Genomic DNA, 18057 nt, shown 5'->3' with positions numbered 1-18057 from the left:
ACACTGCATGTATTCCGCTTTACAGAAAGGGGGAAACCTTGAATGAATGCACGCATGGTTTCAATTCTTCAGTACTTGCTGGCTGCCGATGCTCCTGTCAAAAGTGATTATCTGGCCAAATTGATTCAAGTTACTTCACGTACCATTCGCAGCGATATCCGGGAACTAGATGAATTTCTATCCAAGCACGGGGCAGCAATTGAACCTGTTCGTTCAAGGGGATATGAACTAAAAATTACGGATCATCGTAGCTTTCGTGCGCTGCTGCAGCAGCTGTTCCTGTCCGGCGAGCCCGATGATCCAGGTTCTCCCGGCTATCGGCAATTGTATTTAATCAAGCGTCTCCTGCTCGCTGATCATTATGTGAAGCTGGAAGACCTCGCAGATGAGCTATATATAAGCAAGTCTACGGTGCAGAATGATTTCAAAGAGGTTAAACAAACCCTACAAAGCTACGGAATCACCATTGATAAACGGCCAAATTACGGAATCAAACTGAAAGGTGATGAAGTCCAGCTTCGGTTCTGCTTGTCCGAGTTTATTGTGAGCCGTTCCGAAGAACAAGGCGGAACACTTCATGCAGCGCTACGCATCGTCACCCCGCGCGAAATGACGCTGATTTGTGGAATCGTTCTGGAACAGACTCAGAAATATGAAGTAACACTCTCCGATATCGCCTTCAGCAATTTGTCCATTCATATTGCGATCGCCTGCAAGCGCATCCGTGACGGAAACCAGGTAGCTATGCTCTCGGCGGAAATAGGAGATCTGCGGGGCACCGATGAATTTCGGGCTGCCGAGCATATTGTCGAGCTGATCGAAAAGGAATTGCAGTTGTCTTTTCCCGAAGATGAAATCGCCTACATTGCCATGCATCTTGCCGGAAACAAGTGGTTTGTCGGAATTGAAGGACACCAAATAGAGGACATGGGACCCGAGAAGCTGCTGGACTGGAACCTCTTTGAACTGGGCAAGGAAATGCTCGCCGAGATCGACAGGGATTTGAATCTGAACATCAGCTGTGATACAGAACTGCTCATAGGCATCTACCTTCATCTGAAGCCAGCGCTGAACCGGGTAAAGTATGGAATGAACATCCGAAACCCCATGCTGGATCATGTCAAGAGCAACTACCCTCTGGCTTTTCAAGCGGGAGTTATTGGTGCCAAGCTGATCGAGAGCAAGCTGAATATTGCCATCCCGGAAGCAGAGATGGGCTATCTCGCCATTCATATCGGGGCAGCCATCGAACGACAGCGTATGAACACCCGGCCAAAACGCTGTCTGGTCGTCTGCACTTCAGGAGCCGGAAGCGCCCGGCTGCTCAAGTACAAACTGCAAAGCACTTTTGGTAGCTCGCTTGAAGTGGCGGGTACAACGGAATATTACAAGCTTCAGCAGTTTCCCCTCCATGACATTGATTTCGTGGTGAGCACCATTCCCATTCAGCTGCCATTATCGGTTCCAGTCGTGGTCGTGCAGACTCTTCTTGGCGGCAGCGATATGGAGAAAATTGAAAGTTTGCTGGCTGGTGAAGCCGAGTTTGATTTTCACTACATTCGGAAGGAACTCGTATTTCTGAGACAAAATTTTACCACCAAGGAAGAGGTCATCTCATTTCTGGGCCAAAAAATATATGCTGAAGGGCTGATCCGCTCTGCCGAAGGCTTTATTGGACTCGTTCTGGAACGAGAACAGGCTGCACCCACGGCTTACGGAAATTTGGTAGCCGTTCCTCACCCTATCATTCCGCAAAGCAATCAAACCGTATGGGCGGTCTGTACCCTTCAACAACCTATCGAGTGGGGCGACAAACCAGTGCAGTTCATCTGTCTACTCAGCATTGAAAAAAACGGTAAAGAGCCACCGTCTAAAATGTATAACCATCTCATGGAACTGGTCGACAATTCGGATATCGTCCAGCAGATGTTAAAATGCGAAACGTACGAGGAATTCTCCAGGATTATCGTTAAATATAAGCTGTATTGAACCAAGCTTTCGCAGTGCATCTAGCTGATATTCACAGAGCGGGTGCTGCTTGGAGCTTTTTAAAATGAAAGCGTAGTAGCAATGAATGAATTTCCGTTACTGGCGGAAAAGACTTGGGTTTAGATCTCGGCAGCAAACCTATACACTGAATCTGTAAGTTAAAGAGAAAAAAGCATGAGGTGAACGAGATGGAGGAGTATCAAGAAATCATTATGGGGATTATCACCAACTCAGGTGTTGCCAAGAGTAAAGCGATGGACGCGATCGCTCTTGCTCAAAAAGGTAACACACAGTTGGCGGCAGAGCGGCTTGAAGAAAGCAAAGCCGAGTTGGTTAAAGCTCATAAATCACAAACGAGACTGATTCAACAGGAAGCTGGCGGAACCGCCCACGAAGTCACACTGCTTATGGTACATGCTCAAGATCACCTTATGTCAGCCATCACAACTAAAGATCTGGCGGGACATATGATTGAGCTTTACAACAGATTGAATCGCTATGAAGATATCACAAATCACACTTCCAACGGAGGGAACAACGGATGAAACAAATTACACTCGTATGTGCTGCAGGAATGTCTACAAGTATGTTGGTACAGAAAATGCAAAAGGCCGCACAAGCGCAAAATCTTGAGGTTGAAATTAGGGCGACTTCCGAAAGTTCGTTTAAAGAATATGCTGACAAGACAGATGTACTGCTAATTGGACCACAGGTCGGCTACCTGCAGGATGATTTCAAGGCAAAATATGAACCTAAAGGCATTAAGGTAAGTGTTATCAATATAGTAGACTATGGAATGATGAACGGCGAAAAAGTGCTAGGAGACGCGCTTAAGCTGTAAAGCTCAGAGTCAGATGCTCATCACCAGACCGAACAAGAAGGTTGGTCAAATCGGGCAACGATATATGATATTCTGCATGGTGTTTCGCCAAATGAAAGCGTTCTCTAAGTCATTATATAGACGAATGAAAGTCTATAGTAGGAGTTGAATAAATATGGCTAACCAACAAAAATTCTCTTACAAGCTTCAAAAAGTAGCGGGTACAATTCAGCAAAACCGTTACATGAGCGCAATTTCCAACGGGCTGATGTCCACCCTTCCTTTTCTGATTATCGGAGCATTTGCAACCCTCTTCTCTGCACTTGCTTGGGAGCCTTACCAGAATCTTATTGCACCCGTAAAGGCTATAATCGGGTTGGCATCGACAATGACCACTGGCATCATTGCACTGTATGCGGTATTTTTTATCGCCTACAGACTGGCGCAAGCTTTTGACAAGGACCCCCTTGTGCCAGCGGCAACCGCTCTTCTCTCTTTTCTTATCGTTACACCGATCCAAACCTTTGATAAAGTTCGTGCCTTGCCACTTCAATGGCTCGGCGCGCAGGGATTGTTCGTTGCCATGATCGTCGGTTTGATTGCCGCACGGTTGTATATTTGGATTGTCGACCGCAATTGGACGATTAAAATGCCTGACGGGGTCCCGCCTACCGTTGTCAAAACCTTCTCAGGCTTGATCCCAGCTGTCTTGGTAGCCCTTGTGTTTGTTATCGTTGCTGGTTTGTTTATGCAGACTCCATTTGGTACAGTTCACGATTTTATCTACACTTATCTCCAAATACCACTGGAAGGGTTGGGCGGATCACTCGGCGCTTTAATTATCGCGCTAATCATTATGCAGGCTTTGTGGATGTTCGGAATTCACGGTGCAATTGTTATACTCGCTATCGTTAAACCCATCTGGATGAGTCTGGATCTAGCCAACCTTGACGCTTTCCAGGCAGGCGCTCCACTTCCGAACACGATCGGTCTGGCCTTCTGGTCCATCTACTGCAACTATGCACCGATGCTTGGATTTGCTCTGCTATTGGTTTTCCTGGCCAAGAGCAAGCAGCTTCGCACGATCGGCAAGCTTGGTCTTCCGGGTACCTTTTTCTCCATTCACGAGCCGCTGATCTTCGGAATTCCAATGGTATTGAACCCGTTGCTAGCCATTCCGTTTATCGTTGCTCCCATCATTTGTGCGGTACTCGGCTATATTGCCACCAACATCGGCTTGTTGCCTGCACCCATCGGAATTTACCCGCCTTTCGGCACCCCTATCTTTGCTCTGGGCTTCATTGAGGGCAGTTGGAAACTAGCCGCCGCACAATTGGTACTCATCCCGATCAGTATGCTGATCTACTACCCGTTCTTTAGAGCGCTGGATAAGCAGGCTCTAAAAAAGGAACACGAAGCGCAGGAGCAACTGGACAAGCAAGCAAGTGAAGCTACAGCAAGTCCTGTTATCCTATAATAAAAAAAAGCAGAAGCGGCGGACGGATAAACGCTCGCCGCTTCTGCCATTACATTCGTTAGGAGAGGAAGCTTTTGATTCAACTGAGTATCGCTGAGAACAAACGATATTTCATGAATGAGGGTAACCCCTTTTTTTATTTGGCGGATACGGTTTGGAGCGCATTTACCAACATCACGCTGGAGGAATGGGCCTATTATCTGGATTACCGGAAAAGTCAGGGCTTCAATGTCTTGCAAATCAATTTGCTGCGCCAATGGGATGCAAGTGACAGCGATTTGAAATATGAGCCTTTCGCATATGCCGAGGATGGCAGCTACAATTTCTATATGCCGAACGAAGAATACTTTACCAGAGCCGAGACGATGATCGAAATGGCTGTGAACAGAGGCTTTGTTCCTGCACTGGTTCTACTATGGTGTAATTATATCCCGGATACCTGGGCTGCCAAGCTTCGTGAGGAGAAAAAAATGCCACTTGAAGCAGTGGAACCTTATGTACGTTACATTGCCGATCGGTTCTCCAAATTCTACCCTATTTATATTATAAGTGGTGACACTGATTTCCCTTCCGAGCGTGCCAACCAATATTACCGACTTGCTCTCCATACCATAAAACAGCACAGCCCGCAGTGTCTGACTACCCTGCATATTCAAGGAAGATTAGCAGCACTGCCAGAGGAATTTATTGATGATCCCCATTTGGATTTTTACATGTACCAGTCAGGACATAATTCACAATTTCAACCAACGGCGTATACACTCGCACTGGATTTCTGCAATAAGCCTGTCACCCGACCGGTGCTCAACTCGGAGCCCTGTTATGAACAAATGGGATACAGTCGAAAAGTCTATGGCCGCTTCAGCCGCGCCGATGTTCGTAAGGCAGCCTGGCAAAGTCTTCTGTCCGGGGCGTCTGCGGGCATAACCTATGGAGCTCACGGTATTTGGAGCTGGCATCGGAAAGGCAAAAGGTTCGGTGTAACTGGGGAGGGATTCGACAGTCCATATGATTGGCAGTCTGCACTTAAGTTTGAAGGGGCATGGGATTATGGATTGGCCAAATGGCTCTTCGGGATATATGAAATTACAGATATGCAGCCTTGGAACATAGTGCTTAAAAATACGGAAGAAATTCGTGCGGCTGTAAGCACCGATTACACCAAGGTCGCCATCTACGTTCCAATCAACACGGTGCTGAAGCTAAACGTGGATTTGAGCGAATACGACTTCACGGTCATTGACCTGGAGAATCGTCGTTTTGGCACAGCTTCAATCTCTGTGCAAGAGCAAATCACGATCATTGGGATGCATGACTTTGAAGCTGATGTCTTGCTGATTGGCATAAGAAAATAACCGTGATTACTTACCGCCTTTTTCATCATTTCAACTACTATGTACAACGTACAAACAGCCCCGCAATCGAGATTTCTCATCGGGACTGTTTGTCTTACTTCTTGTTATAAAAAGCAAGCACTCCATTGTGGTCAGGAAATATATCTCAATTTAATACGTTTGGAAGCTCTGTGAAGCGAAGATTTCACTGAATTTTCACTCTTATTTAAAATTCTAGCCGTTTCTTTTATGGAGTATCCTTGGACTACACGCAATTTAAGTACCGTTCTTTGCTCGGTATTACTTGCCATCAAAAGAATTCGATCGACCTCATCCTGAATTTCAAAATCGGGGGTATCCCAGTGATAGTAGACGTGCTCCTTACGCAAGAAATATTCCTCCATCTTTTTTCGCTTTCTTATTATATCTATGGCTAAATTTTTAGCAATTCTCAAAAGATAAAATCGGATACGATCTTCGGGCAAATCAGGGGAAGCTCTTATAAACCGAATAAAGCATTCATGCAACAAATCTTCGGCATCCTGTTTGTTATGCACTATTCTCAAAAGATAGCCAAGGAGTTCTGATTTATGAGATAAATATAGATCTTCCAGATCTTTAATGTCCATATTATGGCTTATCCTTTCTGTTTCGATGGATTACGGTGTTCCCCTTGACTTAAATACACTAGCTATTTTATAGTCTTGAATTCATATCCCTGCTTTTTTAAATATGTTATGATTTCAGGCAAGGCTTTAGCTGTTTCTTCCTTCCCGTAAGTGTCATGCATGAGTACCACTGCTTTTTCTCTAGTCCCAATGCTCTTCATAAATTCGTGTATTAATTCCTCGGCATTCTTAGAGGTACCTTCCGCATCTTTAGGCAACACATTCCAGTCAATCTGATGATAATCCTTATCATGTAAAATTTCATCTAACGCTTCCATACCTTTGGGATCCTTTCTCTGCCACGTCACATGGCCACCCGGAAATCGAATCACTCTTGTGGAAAAATCCTGTCCCAAAATTTGCTTTAAAATTTGATTTGTTTTTTCAATATCGCTCATAAAAATGCTCGAATTCACAGTCTGATTAGGATATAAATAACCATAATCATGTGAGTAGGTATGATTTCCGATAGCATGCCCTTCCTTAATTATTCTTTTGGTTAAATGTTTAGTACCTTCATTTTCTTCGACTGCTTTTCCGACCACAAAAAACGTCGCTTTTACATTTTGTTCTTTAAGAACATCTAAAATCTTAGGCGTCACGGTTACTGATGGCCCATCATCAAAAGATAAATAGACAACCTTTTTACCGTCTATCCCATCGGGCTTTTGACCTTGGATTTGCTGATTTAAGTAGTTTTCAACAAATGCAGCATCCTCAACACCCGAAACATTTTTTACAAGGAATTCGCTCCCTTTGGATTCGTTATTTAATTTGTCGGTTGATACGGATTCTATTTTTTCTGCATACTCAATCGTTTTTACTGGCTGTGGTTTACTACTGAAGATGTCAAAGAGTTTTATAATAACTAGAACAATACAAATGATAATTATAAACAGTAGTCTTCTTCTCTTCCTCTTCATTCGATGAGCTCTGGTTCTATTTTGCACATAGCTTTTTTCCATAGTATATGTTCCTCCAAAATCTAGAAGCAGTTCACGTTTTATGTTGCGACCATGTGCCCATTCAATTATTCGTACCTCAATGCATCTATTGGCCTCAAACTTGCTGCTTTATAAGCCGGATATACTCCGAATAGGATGCCTGTGCCCGCAGAGCTAAGAAACGAATATATGATAGGCGAGATTGTAAATTCAATGGTCATATGCGCAGCCGCCTCAAGTATTTTGGAAGCTCCTATACCTGTAACAACTCCGATTGTGCCTCCTAACAGACCAAAAATGATCGCTTCAGACAGGAATTGAATCATAATATCTCTCGGCTTGGCACCAATGGCTTTCCGAATACCGATTTCTTTTGTACGCTCTATAACTGAGACCATCATAATATTCATAATTCCGATTCCCCCTACCACGAGGGATATCGCGGCTACCCCACCCAATAGGCTGGTCATAATACTATCTACACCAGAAGCTGCACCTGCTGCCTCTGACAGGCTCATAATTTGAAATTGATCTGGTTCCGAAGGTTTTAGCTGGTGTGTCACACGCAAGCTTTCCAAGATGTCTAAGCGAGCCTGATCCATCAAGGCTGGTGACTTGGCAGACACGTCCAATCCGGTAATATTCTTCTCACCCAGACGGTTCATCATGGTTGTAGCAGGGATGTAAATTTGTTCATTACTACTGTAGCTTAAGTTCGTAACTGGCTGAGTATCCAATACTCCGACTACCTTGAAAGGGATCTGCTTAATTTGAAACGTCCGTCCCAATACATTTTGGCTATCTCCACCAAAAAGACGTTGAACCGCTTGGCTTTCAAGTATGGCGACATTCATGCGTTTATCCATCTCGTCATTGGTAAATGTTCTACCCTCGGCAAAGGAAAACTTTTTGACCTTATAAAATGAAGCGGAAGTTCCTACAATAGTGGCGTTATAGTTATATCGCCCCCACGTAGCTTTTGAATTGCTTGTTATATTCGGCATTAATGCATCTATAGACTTCTTTTGTTCCAACGCCTCGACATCAGCCCAAGTAAATGAGGGTGTGTGGTCATAATCTATTTCACCATCGACCATTGTCATAGCCGGCGCAACCATCAATACGTTATTTCCTAATTTATTAATTTCCGCCTTTATGCGGGCTGTAGATCCGTTTCCGATCGCCATAATGGCAATAACTGCTGCCACCCCGATAATAATACCGAGTATCGTTAAAAATGAGCGTAGCTTGTTAGTGATTAAGCTATTCATGGATACACGGATGGTTTCCATTACATTCATAGGCTTACCTTCCTTGATGAAATTCGTCTATTTGCAATAGGCTCATCTCGTTCAATATTACCATCCCGAAAGCTGATCAACCGTTTGGCATATTCAGCAATCTCCAACTCATGCGTGACCAAGACGATGGTTTTTCCCAGCTCATTCAAGCCTTGAAATAATTCCATAATTTCGATACTCGTCTTCGTATCCAGGGCTCCCGTAGGCTCATCCGCCAGCAGAATAACAGGATTATTCACCAATGCCCGGGCAATGGAGACACGTTGCTGCTGACCACCAGAAAGCTCGTTAGGCTTGTTGTACATCCGTTCTGCAAGGCCAACGCTGCGTAGTGCCTCTACGGCTCTTTCCCGACGCTCCTTGGCAGGTACACCTGCATACATCATAGGCAGCTCTACATTTGCTAATGCTGTAGTTCGGGGAAGTAGATAGAATTTCTGAAATACAAAACCCAGCTTCTGGTTTCTAATCTCCGAAAGCTCGTTCTCTCTAGCATCCAATATGGAGTACTCATCCAGGTAGTACTCTCCGGTATCGGGATGATCCAGGCAGCCAATGACATTCATCATGGTAGACTTGCCCGAACCAGAGGGCCCCATGATAGCAACAAACTCCCCTTCGCTAATAGATAAATTAACACTGCGCAGAGCCTGAATCTTCTGTCCGCCTACCTCATACATTTTTTTCAGTTCTTTAATTTCGATTACAGCTTTATGGGATTGAGTTTCACTCATTGTGCCTGCCCCCCATCAGGGTCTTGACCCTCTGGACTGCCATTCGAACCAGCACTACCACCCTGAGGTGGGATCACAATGGTCTCACCGTCCTTGACGCCAGACTTGATTTCCGCCTGATCTGCTGTATAGACACCCAGTTTCACTGGTCTAAACTCATAATCCGCCGGATTCGCCGCGTTCTTCGCCACATATACTCCATCCACACCGCCTTCAGATCTCAGTGCAAACAACGGTACAGACAACGCATTTTTGTGTTCAGCTAACAGAAGGGATACATCCATATTCATCCCTGGTTGCAGCCTTATCTTTTGGCTATCCAAAGACAATTCGATTTTGTATGTAGTCACATTGGATTCGGTAACCGGCTCTGGAGAAACAAAGAGGACTTCGCCTTTAAATTGTTTGTCCGGAAATGAATTCGAGTGCATTGTCGCCTGAAGTCCAGTCTTCAATTTAGCAATATCACTTTCGTTAACCTTGGCAAGAACCTTCATAGCCCCTGTGTTTGAATTATTCATTACAATAAAAGGTGCAGTAGGACTGGTACCCACATCGCCGTTGACCTTCAAAATGATCCCGTCCCACGGCGCCGTAACCTGTAATTTACTCAGGACACTTTTCTTCTGCTCTAATGCCGTTTCAGCCTGCAATAAAGAAGCCTGTGCGGATTGGATGTTGGAAGCTTCGGGTGGGGACTGTGCAGCCTTTAATTGTATTAAAGCTGTTTTATAGCCCATTTCCGCCTCTTCGATCGCCTCAGTTTGCTTGGTCTGTGCCTTCTTGTACTGCAGCTCCACATTGCTCATATCCAATTTTGCCTTATCCAGATTTTGCTTGGCTGTCGCCAGGTCACTTTCTGCTGCCGCATCGTTCTGAACCAGATAAGCCTGGTCATCATAATCCTTCTGAGCCTTATCCAAAGTCACCTTGGCCGACTCCTTTTGAGCAGCGGCTTCCTCTAATTCCATCGTGTTCTTGGCTGTTTTAATCGCCATCTGTGCCTTTAAGACATTAGCTTTCTGTAACTCTATATCATTCGTTTTGGGTCCGCGCTTGGCTTCCTCCAGCTTGGCTCTTGCAATCGCCACATTCGATTCGGCATCCTTAATTTGCAGCCTGGCATCCGAATCATCTAATCGTGCTAGAACCTGACCTGCTTTGACGCTATCTCCTGCTTTGACATTAACAGCGACGAGCTTGGCACCCTCGACATTTGTAAAATTAATGTTTACTTCCTTGGAAGCCTGAACGGTTCCAGTGACTTTAAGCGACTCGGTCATGTTTGTCTTCTGTACCTGTACGATCTGGTTTGCAGGACCCTCCACAGGCTTTTCCTTACTCCTGTTCATATAAACAGTACCGCCAATCCCCGCTATAATGATCAGGACAAAAATGCCTATAATTCTTTTCAGCCTTCTTTTCTTTCTTACTACCTGCAATGCATCTTTCTTTTCTATTTCTGACAATGTTATATCCCCTTCAAAAGTATTTTTTCTAAATCCTATACGCTCCACGGCTTGTTCAAAGCATGTTGCAGCAACGTCATTTGAACAATCAGTTCATCCATATTCCGTTCGATTTGCTTCACTTTTAATTGATTTGTGGCGACTTCCGTACCCGTAGCAAAACCACGTTCCTTTTTTTTACGAGAAATGTCCAATACTTTATTGACGTTCTGTAGATTACTTTGCATTTGCTCGTATTGTTCAACATTTTGCTGTAAGTTAAAGTACATACTCTTCAAGGTTTCTGCCAGTTGATCCTTGGTATTTTCCAGTCCGCCTTCTGCTGAATCTACATCAATCTGCTTAATTTCATAATCATCAGTTCCTGAGTTCCAGGTGTAATATTTAACTTCCATCTTGGCCAGCTTGACAGCTTCCTCCTGTCTCCACACCGAAGGACTCGCCGAGATTGCACGCGTCACCAACGTATCCAAATTCGTGTTGTCTATTTTGGGGTAAACAGGGCGATCAACCAGTTCATATACCGTACCTTGAGGTTGACCCATTTGCGTATTTAATGAATCCATCGCTTTTCGCAATGCAGTCTTTGCAATGTCTACATTCTTTTGAGCCTCTATACGAGTCTGAATAATCGTACTTTGATCACCTGGAGAAATTTTTCCACGGTTGGCCTTCGCTTCAGCAGCCTTTTCCTCTAATAACGCGAGCGAAAGTGCATCCTCACTACTCTTCACTTTGTTATCAGCCAAAAGTACATCGTAATAGTTTTTCATTGCAGCGTAGTCTGTCTGATCTTGGGCAAGTTCAATTTGCTTCTTGGATTCCAGATAAGAAACCGTCGATGAAGCATACCCCTTCCAGGCTGAACTACTAGCCGCATCCTCTTCACCGTTGCCTGTACCTGCCGGAATAAAATCCAGATTCTTACCAGCATTTTTTAGGTTAATCCGGTTACGATCTATCGCTTGCTGGGCCTCCTTCAAGCTAAAGCTATTAGACCGCGCCCATTGCTGGGCTTGGCTCAGTGTTAGTTTCACGCTCGCTTTGGTAACCTGCTGCTGCGCCTCCTCTGCTTGAACAAAGGACTCTGATAAAGAACTGGCCGACAAGGCGAGCAGCAATAAAATGAACAAACTTTTTTTCATGATATCCCCACTTTTAAAATATGGTATCGACTTGAATAGAATTCACTAATGCGTTGTTATATGAATTAAATATCTTCTGATGAACAAATTCGCCCTGCACCTACTCGTCAAGGCTCTCAGCCCATTGAGACCTTATTTTGTATTTGATGAAAATTCCAGAAAGGAGGAGTCTAACCCTACCCTTCTGCAACTTTTTTCATGTGGCTTATCGCTCTTTACAGCATCTTTAAATCCAATTGACGAAGGTACAGGAAACGTACAATAAGAAAGGAAAAGAATTGAATTACCCAAAAGCAAATCATAATTTGAATAAGCGTAAGATGAAAGGGTACTACAGATGGTTCTGACATAACTAAACAAAGCACTATTCCTATGGATGAAACAACTAATGGCAGAAGAAATAGGAATGCAATTTGTCTGGATGCAGCTCGTCTCATTTCCCTTGAGCTTAGTCCAATTTTGGATAAAGCCCGGTATATTTCCTCATCCCGTTTAAGATCTACATACAATCTGAAATAAAGCAGGCTTACTGTGCTTGCCAACATAATGATGGCGATAAATCCGCCAATAAATTTACTAATATTCAGATCCATCTCCGATGTCAGATAATCCACTGCTCTAGAGTTAAGCGATCCTTTATTCACCTTGTTGGCCAGCAGGGAATACAACCACACCTCTTCTTGGGTCTCAGAAGTTTCCAATGATACTTGGCCACTCTTCCATTTAGGCACAAAATAATAAACAGATTTGTATGCCAATGGAACATTGAAATACTGTTGTTTAACTAAATGTTCGTAAGTTTGATCTGAGACAACAAGCAACCTTCCTAGTTCAGAAATGATGTTTCCATCAAACTTTAGGCTATGGTCTATCTTCTGAGTATCCACAATCTGGATACCCGTAATTCGGGATTTCCCTTGATTGTAAGTTAGCTTTTTTTCAAAAAAGGTTTTCTGTTCTTCTAAAGACATCCCGTTTGAATCAAAAATGAAAAAGCCTTGATCATCTCGAAGCGCAGGTACCTGTATTTGTTTCTTTAATTTAGAAGCAAGAGGCTCATAGTTGGATTGTTTCATCACAGGTGCCAACTGTTCACGAAAGGGAAAGATCAGTACTTCACTTTTCGAATAATCCACCCCAGCCTTATAAAGATTTTGATCAATCTCATCTTCAAGATCTATGGAACTTACAACATCAGAAAAAAATGCAAATGAATAAGACTGCTCCCTAAGAAATCTATTTTGCTGCTGCATGGAGTCAAAAGTTGAAGCTGCTCCTAGAAAGGAAACGATAGAAATTAGGGTAACCAATGTAAACAGCCCGGCATTATTCCTCATTTTGTATGTGATTTCAGAAAGCCATAACAAACGAGTTCCACTCCAACACCATTTCCTGTTGGCTCTAAGCAATTGAATGAACAAAACACTTGATTGGGCGTATAGTAAGTAAATTCCAATAAACCCCATTACAATCGTATATTTAAATGTGTCTCCAACTGAATAGTGCAACATATAAAAGGATAGAGTCCCCAAACGATACGGTGCCAGATAAATATATGGTGGAAAATCCAGCTTCATTAAATACACAGCCGCTCCTATTAGCGCTATTGCAAGAAAGGACAGGCTCCATGAAGCTTTGGGCTCTTTTTTGAGCTGAGTAACCTTGCTAAAAAGCTGCTGTAATTTAGATTGGCGTATGAAGAAAACAGATACAAGTGAGATCAAGGTAAACAAAAACATAAAGCCAACTACGGTGAAAGCCAGTGCTTTCCAAGGAAAATAAAATGTTAAATACAGCCCTGTGGCACTGGAGCCCAAAAGTAGAAAGAATTTTGCGGAAACAAATCCTCCCGTAATCCCGGTAATCAAGGATAAAAAGCCTATAATCAGATTCTCATAAGCAACCAAAAAATAAATTTGTCTGCGATGTGTCCCCAAAATGGTCAGTATACCGAATTCTTTTTTACGTGCAGCAATAAAAATATTGTTTGTGTATAATACGAAGAAAAAGGAAAATACAAAAATCAATAGATCAGCAACTTGTAATCCCTTTTTTACATTAAAGGCCATGATTGCATTGGAGACATCCGGATGAAAAATAAACATCGCATATACGAAAAAAATTGTAATCATCAAGGAGCTGCTTAAATAATAAGGTACATAAGCACGCGCATTATGCTTGAGATTATTCCATGCTAACAGACGAAAGCTCATGTGCATGTCTACTTCCCCCCAGAAAGGAGAGCATATCTATGATTTCCTGAAAAAATAATTGCTGACTGTGACTACGGTGGATTTCATTAAATAACTCGCCATCTTTAATAAAAATTACCCGATCACAATAGCTGGCTTCCAAGGCACCGTGTGTTACCAGCACGATTGTGGAATTGTCTACGCGATGGATGAGTTCTAACATTTCCATCACAACTCGTGAAGATTTGGAATCGAGATTTCCAGTTGGTTCATCTGCCAACAGGAGTGAAGGAGAATGAATAATAGCTCTGGCTATAGCTGCTCTTTGCTTTTGCCCTCCTGACACCTCAAGAGGCCGTTTGTCTAAAATATCTGCAATATCCAGTTTCTTCGCTACCTCTTCCAGTTTGTGTCCCATTTCCTTTAATCCTTTTTTATTCAGCATCAGAGGAAATAGTATGTTCTCTCCCAGACTAAGAGTTTCCAGCAAATTATAGTCTTGAAATACAAGCCCCAATTCTTTGCGACGAAATAAAGCGAGCTTATCCTTCTTGAGCAGATGTGGATTTTCCCCATTAATGCTAACCTCGCCAGAAGTCGGCATATCAATGGAGGAAATCATATTTAGTAATGTTGTCTTCCCACTACCAGACGGACCCATAATGCCTACAAACTCACCTTGTTGAATCGTTAAATGGATATTGTTGAGAGCTCGGTAGGGAACCTTACCATAGTATATTTTGGTGACTTGATCCATTCGTACAATCTCCATCGTTCATTCCTTTCTTTTTCCTATGTCATGATCATAATTCATCCAGAGGGATGAAGCGATCGATTAACATTACAGAAACCTTAAATGTGTTGTAAGGTTCTTATTTGTGAATTGAAAACAAGATCTCAACCGTCGTTCCTTCACCAACCGTCGATTTCAGTTGAATGTCATGACTCAGCCTTTTGCAGATTTCTGACACCATGTACAGACCCATTCCGGTAGATTCACTATACTTCCGTCCGTTTTCACCTGTGTAATAAGCCTCAAATACCCGTTCAATATCTTTTTTAGGGATACCGATTCCTTCATCCTGTACTTTCAGCACAAACACTTTATCTCTTATCTCAGATATCAACTTCAGACTGTGGGCATGACCTGAAGAGTATTTCACCGCATTGGTCACCAATTGATTAATTATAAATCTTAGCCATTTGGCATCGGTAATCACACTCAACTGCTCGTCCACTTCATTGGAAGGATAAATTTCGTTACGAATCAATAATCTTTTGTTATCATAAATCACTTCACTAACCAGCTTTCGTAATACAACAGGCTCCACATGAAAGTCAGGTTCAAAGGCCTCCAATCGTGACATATATAAGATCATTTCCAGTCCTTTTCCCATTCGATCAATCTCATCATGAATCTGATCCGACTCGGGATCTATTTTTCCTTTGAGAATTAAATGAATAACAGAGAGGGGAGTTTTCATCTGGTGAACCCACTGGTTAATAAAAGTAATGTGATCACGCTGTTGATGCTCTAACTGATGAATTCGAGACTGATACAATCGGTAAAATTGTAAAAGCAAATTCTGTAAAGAAGAGGCAAGAGGATTAAGTACCTTCATCTGAATGAGTTCATCTAGATCTCTAATATTTGCAGTGGAAAGTAATCGATATAAACTAGAATACATGACATACCGGAACAGTAAATAGATCAGCAATATAGAGGTCCCAAAAAAGACGGAATAAAGAGCAGTAGACAAGTTATGATAACCATCCATCCAATAAATGCTTAACACAAGAAAAAGTTGGACGATATTGAATATGATCATTGAGAAATGATCACGCCAAAAAAGCTTCACTATTCTTCCTCCTCAGTCAAGTGCAGCCGATATCCAGCTCCTCTAACCGTCTCTATGATATCCTCCAACCCCAACTCGGCCAGCTTTTTACGGACACGAGTAACATAAACATTCAGTGTATTTTCACCGACATATTGGTAATCATCCCATAAAGCTTCTAAGAGATGAACTCTCCCTACAACCTGCTTAGGATATGTCATCAGTAGCTCCAGTAGCGCAGCTTCTTTATGGCTCATTTCTACCTGCTTGTCATGAAACACAAGCTCCATAATGTCAGGATATAGAGTCAAGCCTGACACTGCTATGGAGCGTGACTTTTGGGCAACTGCATATAAACCATAGGCACGTCGCAGATTACTTTCTATTTTGGCTAACAGTACTTCGGGATGAAACGGTTTAGTAATGTAATCATCCGCCCCGTTCTGCAAAGCAATGACCTGATCCATCTTATCATCCCGCGCGGACACAAAAAGGATAGGACAAGTAGATTGGGTGCGAATTTGTCTGCACCAATAAAATCCATCAAAACGAGGTAAATTCACATCAAGTATGACCAAATCAGGCTTTACTTCCTGAAAAGTACTCAATACCTGATCAAAATTTGAAACGACAACTCCTTGATAACCATACTTTTCAAGATAGGATTGGAGTAAAGAGCTAATTTGAGGGTCATCCTCTACGATTAATATTTTATGCATTGTGTTTTCTACCTTCTTAGTGCTTGAATTTTTAATAACATGATTTTCTCTATATAATGCCTTGATTTAATCGTCCAAGCAATAACAACAATCCATTTTCTTTAATTGTAATTAGGAAGATTCAATTGTGATATAGATTGAGTCTCGAATAATATGCATTGTGCCAAGCACCAGAGCAGTTAACGTTATAATCATCATAACGATAACCGTTACTGTAATAATGATCCCTTTATATTTTTTTAACGTCTCATCGAAGTCTTTTTTTGATTTGATTACCTTTTTTATTTTGTTCTTTGAATACTTCATATGCTCACATCTTTCCTTGCCTAGCTATTAAACATACTAACTAGCCTATACATCACAAACAACAGTCAAAGCTTACAAAAACCTTACTTTGTTGTAAGGTATATAGAAAACAGCTCAACAGTAATATATGTATTATGTCCAAATGAAGACCTACCCTTAAAAGGGATTAAGATTATGACAGATATAACATTCTCTAAAAAAATGAGTCGGGCTCTATGACCCGACTCATTTTAGTATTCATTGATGCTATAACCCAGACAAATCCGTGTTCATTCTCTTAGCTTCGCTGTCTCATCGCCTCGAATAATAACACCGTAGAGGCCATGGCTGCATTCAGTGACTCTGCTTGTCCCTGCATTGGAATGAATACTGATTCATCCACCATACTAGCGGTAGCAGCAGAAATACCTTGGCCCTCGTTGCCAATCACGAGCCAGGTGGATACACGCAAATCCACGGCATAGCATGACAAGCTTGCATCCAGCGAGGTGCTGAGCAAGCGGGCCCCTTTACTTTTGGCCTGCGGCAAAAGCTCCTCCAGACTGCCTTCGATGACCGGCAGATGAAATAACGATCCCATCGTGGAACGGATCGTTTTGGGGTTGTACAGGTCGGCGCAGCCATGACCCAATATAACGCCTGCGGCTCCAGCAGCGTCCGCGCTGCGGATAATGGTGCCTACATTGCCGGGGTCCTGTACCCCGTCCAACACCATCACCAGCGCATCTGGCTGCTCAAGTAATGCTGCGAATGCGCTCTGCTCCTGCTTACGCACGATAGCAAAGACAGACTGCGGCGTCTTGGTATCGGTGCATTTGGCAATGACCGCCGTCGACACGGGAATCCATTCCACCGGCTGGTCGGCTGAATCCAGACCATTCAGCTCGGCAGGAATCCCCTTGTCCAAATCATAGGCGACGCTTTCTACTGCCGCGTTCGAACGCAACGCTTCCTGCACTAGATGAATACCCTCAACAATATATTTATGCTGCCGTGTACGATGCTTTTTCTCCAGCAATTGCGACCATTCTTTTACACGTGCATTATTCGGTGAAATGATTTCCATTCGTTTAACCTTCCGTTCTATGGTCCGTTTCTTTAAAAATAAATGATGCATCACT

Annotated in this window: 16 protein-coding genes; 5 read left to right on the top strand and 11 right to left on the bottom strand. The window is 42.9% G+C overall.

From position 1 onward, the window contains the following. Positions 1-42: 42 nt before the first annotated feature. The 5 genes from HFE01_RS18895 (at position 43) to HFE01_RS18875 (ending at position 5641) form a co-directional block, all read left to right on the top strand. Positions 43-1989, top strand: a complete 1947-nt coding sequence (locus tag HFE01_RS18895) for a BglG family transcription antiterminator (RefSeq protein WP_167438343.1) — start codon at positions 43-45, stop codon at positions 1987-1989. Between the two features lie 188 nt (positions 1990-2177). Beyond that, positions 2178-2534, top strand: a complete 357-nt coding sequence (locus HFE01_RS18890; protein WP_019688562.1) for a PTS sugar transporter subunit IIA — start codon at positions 2178-2180, stop codon at positions 2532-2534. Then, positions 2531-2830 carry a PTS sugar transporter subunit IIB gene (locus tag HFE01_RS18885; RefSeq protein WP_019688563.1) on the top strand — a complete coding sequence of 100 codons (300 nt, stop codon included), beginning with the start codon at positions 2531-2533 and terminating at the stop codon, positions 2828-2830. Before HFE01_RS18890 ends, HFE01_RS18885 begins: the two co-directional genes overlap by 4 nt. A gap of 154 nt (positions 2831-2984) precedes the next feature. Further along, positions 2985-4286 carry a PTS sugar transporter subunit IIC gene (locus HFE01_RS18880; protein ID WP_016819953.1) on the top strand — a complete coding sequence of 434 codons (1302 nt, stop codon included), beginning with the start codon at positions 2985-2987 and terminating at the stop codon, positions 4284-4286. A gap of 74 nt (positions 4287-4360) precedes the next feature. Further along, entirely contained in the window at positions 4361-5641 is a 1281-nt protein-coding gene (locus tag HFE01_RS18875) for a glycoside hydrolase family 140 protein (protein ID WP_167438342.1), read from the top strand. Between the two features lie 131 nt (positions 5642-5772). Here the strand turns inward: HFE01_RS18875 and HFE01_RS18870 are convergent, their stop codons facing one another. The 11 genes from HFE01_RS18870 to HFE01_RS18820 form a co-directional block, all read right to left on the bottom strand. Then, positions 5773-6249 carry an RNA polymerase sigma factor gene (locus HFE01_RS18870; RefSeq protein ID WP_025365800.1) on the bottom strand — a complete coding sequence of 159 codons (477 nt, stop codon included), beginning with the start codon at positions 6247-6249 and terminating at the stop codon, positions 5773-5775. Positions 6250-6311: 62 nt separating this feature from the next. Beyond that, on the bottom strand, positions 6312-7253 hold the full coding sequence (locus HFE01_RS18865) for a polysaccharide deacetylase family protein (protein ID WP_164965062.1): 942 nt from the start codon (positions 7251-7253) through the stop codon (positions 6312-6314). 65 nt (positions 7254-7318) lie between these two features. Continuing rightward, the gene (locus tag HFE01_RS18860; RefSeq protein WP_045244921.1) at positions 7319-8533 is read right to left on the bottom strand and encodes an ABC transporter permease; all 1215 of its coding nucleotides are present in this window, start codon (positions 8531-8533) and stop codon (positions 7319-7321) included. Further along, complete coding sequence (locus HFE01_RS18855) at positions 8530-9267, bottom strand: ABC transporter ATP-binding protein (protein ID WP_016819949.1); 738 nt, start codon at positions 9265-9267, stop codon at positions 8530-8532. The genes HFE01_RS18860 and HFE01_RS18855 overlap by 4 nt, the downstream gene beginning before the upstream one ends. Further along, positions 9264-10736: an efflux RND transporter periplasmic adaptor subunit gene (locus tag HFE01_RS18850; RefSeq protein WP_045244923.1), complete on the bottom strand. Its 1473-nt coding sequence runs from the start codon at positions 10734-10736 to the stop codon at positions 9264-9266. The genes HFE01_RS18855 and HFE01_RS18850 overlap by 4 nt, the downstream gene beginning before the upstream one ends. Before the next feature lie 35 nt (positions 10737-10771). Continuing rightward, entirely contained in the window at positions 10772-11881 is a 1110-nt protein-coding gene (locus HFE01_RS18845) for a TolC family protein (protein WP_167438341.1), read from the bottom strand. A gap of 215 nt (positions 11882-12096) precedes the next feature. Continuing rightward, positions 12097-14100 (bottom strand): ABC transporter permease, encoded by a 2004-nt coding sequence (locus HFE01_RS18840; RefSeq protein ID WP_153794221.1) that lies wholly within the window; start codon positions 14098-14100, stop codon positions 12097-12099. After that, positions 14066-14845 (bottom strand): ABC transporter ATP-binding protein, encoded by a 780-nt coding sequence (locus HFE01_RS18835; protein ID WP_025365805.1) that lies wholly within the window; start codon positions 14843-14845, stop codon positions 14066-14068. Before HFE01_RS18835 ends, HFE01_RS18840 begins: the two co-directional genes overlap by 35 nt. Positions 14846-14945: 100 nt before the next feature. Next, positions 14946-15932: a sensor histidine kinase gene (locus tag HFE01_RS18830; RefSeq protein ID WP_016819944.1), complete on the bottom strand. Its 987-nt coding sequence runs from the start codon at positions 15930-15932 to the stop codon at positions 14946-14948. After that, positions 15932-16630, bottom strand: a complete 699-nt coding sequence (locus tag HFE01_RS18825) for a response regulator transcription factor (RefSeq protein WP_153794220.1) — start codon at positions 16628-16630, stop codon at positions 15932-15934. Before HFE01_RS18825 ends, HFE01_RS18830 begins: the two co-directional genes overlap by 1 nt. A 583-nt stretch (positions 16631-17213) precedes the next feature. Further along, a complete protein-coding gene (locus tag HFE01_RS18820) occupies positions 17214-18002 on the bottom strand; it encodes a TrmH family RNA methyltransferase (RefSeq protein ID WP_117289251.1) in 789 nt (262 codons plus the stop codon). Between the last annotated feature and the right edge of the window lie 55 nt (positions 18003-18057).

Source organism: Paenibacillus sp. EKM10P (assembly GCF_011800655.1).
In the GTDB taxonomy this organism is placed as follows: Bacteria; Bacillota; Bacilli; order Paenibacillales; family Paenibacillaceae; genus Paenibacillus; species Paenibacillus polymyxa.
Note: the sequence above shows the minus strand (reverse complement) of the source record. Positions and strands in the feature narration are given on the sequence as shown.

Coding starts and splice junctions, on each gene's coding strand:
- HFE01_RS18895 (WP_167438343.1), top strand. CDS start 43: ATGAATGCACGCATGGTTTCAATTCTTCAGTACTTGCTGGCTGCCGAT.
- HFE01_RS18890 (WP_019688562.1), top strand. CDS start 2,178: ATGGAGGAGTATCAAGAAATCATTATGGGGATTATCACCAACTCAGGT.
- HFE01_RS18885 (WP_019688563.1), top strand. CDS start 2,531: ATGAAACAAATTACACTCGTATGTGCTGCAGGAATGTCTACAAGTATG.
- HFE01_RS18880 (WP_016819953.1), top strand. CDS start 2,985: ATGGCTAACCAACAAAAATTCTCTTACAAGCTTCAAAAAGTAGCGGGT.
- HFE01_RS18870 (WP_025365800.1), bottom strand. CDS start 6,249: ATGGACATTAAAGATCTGGAAGATCTATATTTATCTCATAAATCAGAA.
- HFE01_RS18865 (WP_164965062.1), bottom strand. CDS start 7,253: ATGGAAAAAAGCTATGTGCAAAATAGAACCAGAGCTCATCGAATGAAG.
- HFE01_RS18860 (WP_045244921.1), bottom strand. CDS start 8,533: ATGAATGTAATGGAAACCATCCGTGTATCCATGAATAGCTTAATCACT.
- HFE01_RS18855 (WP_016819949.1), bottom strand. CDS start 9,267: ATGAGTGAAACTCAATCCCATAAAGCTGTAATCGAAATTAAAGAACTG.
- HFE01_RS18845 (WP_167438341.1), bottom strand. CDS start 11,881: ATGAAAAAAAGTTTGTTCATTTTATTGCTGCTCGCCTTGTCGGCCAGT.
- HFE01_RS18840 (WP_153794221.1), bottom strand. CDS start 14,100: ATGCACATGAGCTTTCGTCTGTTAGCATGGAATAATCTCAAGCATAAT.
- HFE01_RS18835 (WP_025365805.1), bottom strand. CDS start 14,845: ATGGAGATTGTACGAATGGATCAAGTCACCAAAATATACTATGGTAAG.
- HFE01_RS18825 (WP_153794220.1), bottom strand. CDS start 16,630: ATGCATAAAATATTAATCGTAGAGGATGACCCTCAAATTAGCTCTTTA.
- HFE01_RS18820 (WP_117289251.1), bottom strand. CDS start 18,002: ATGGAAATCATTTCACCGAATAATGCACGTGTAAAAGAATGGTCGCAA.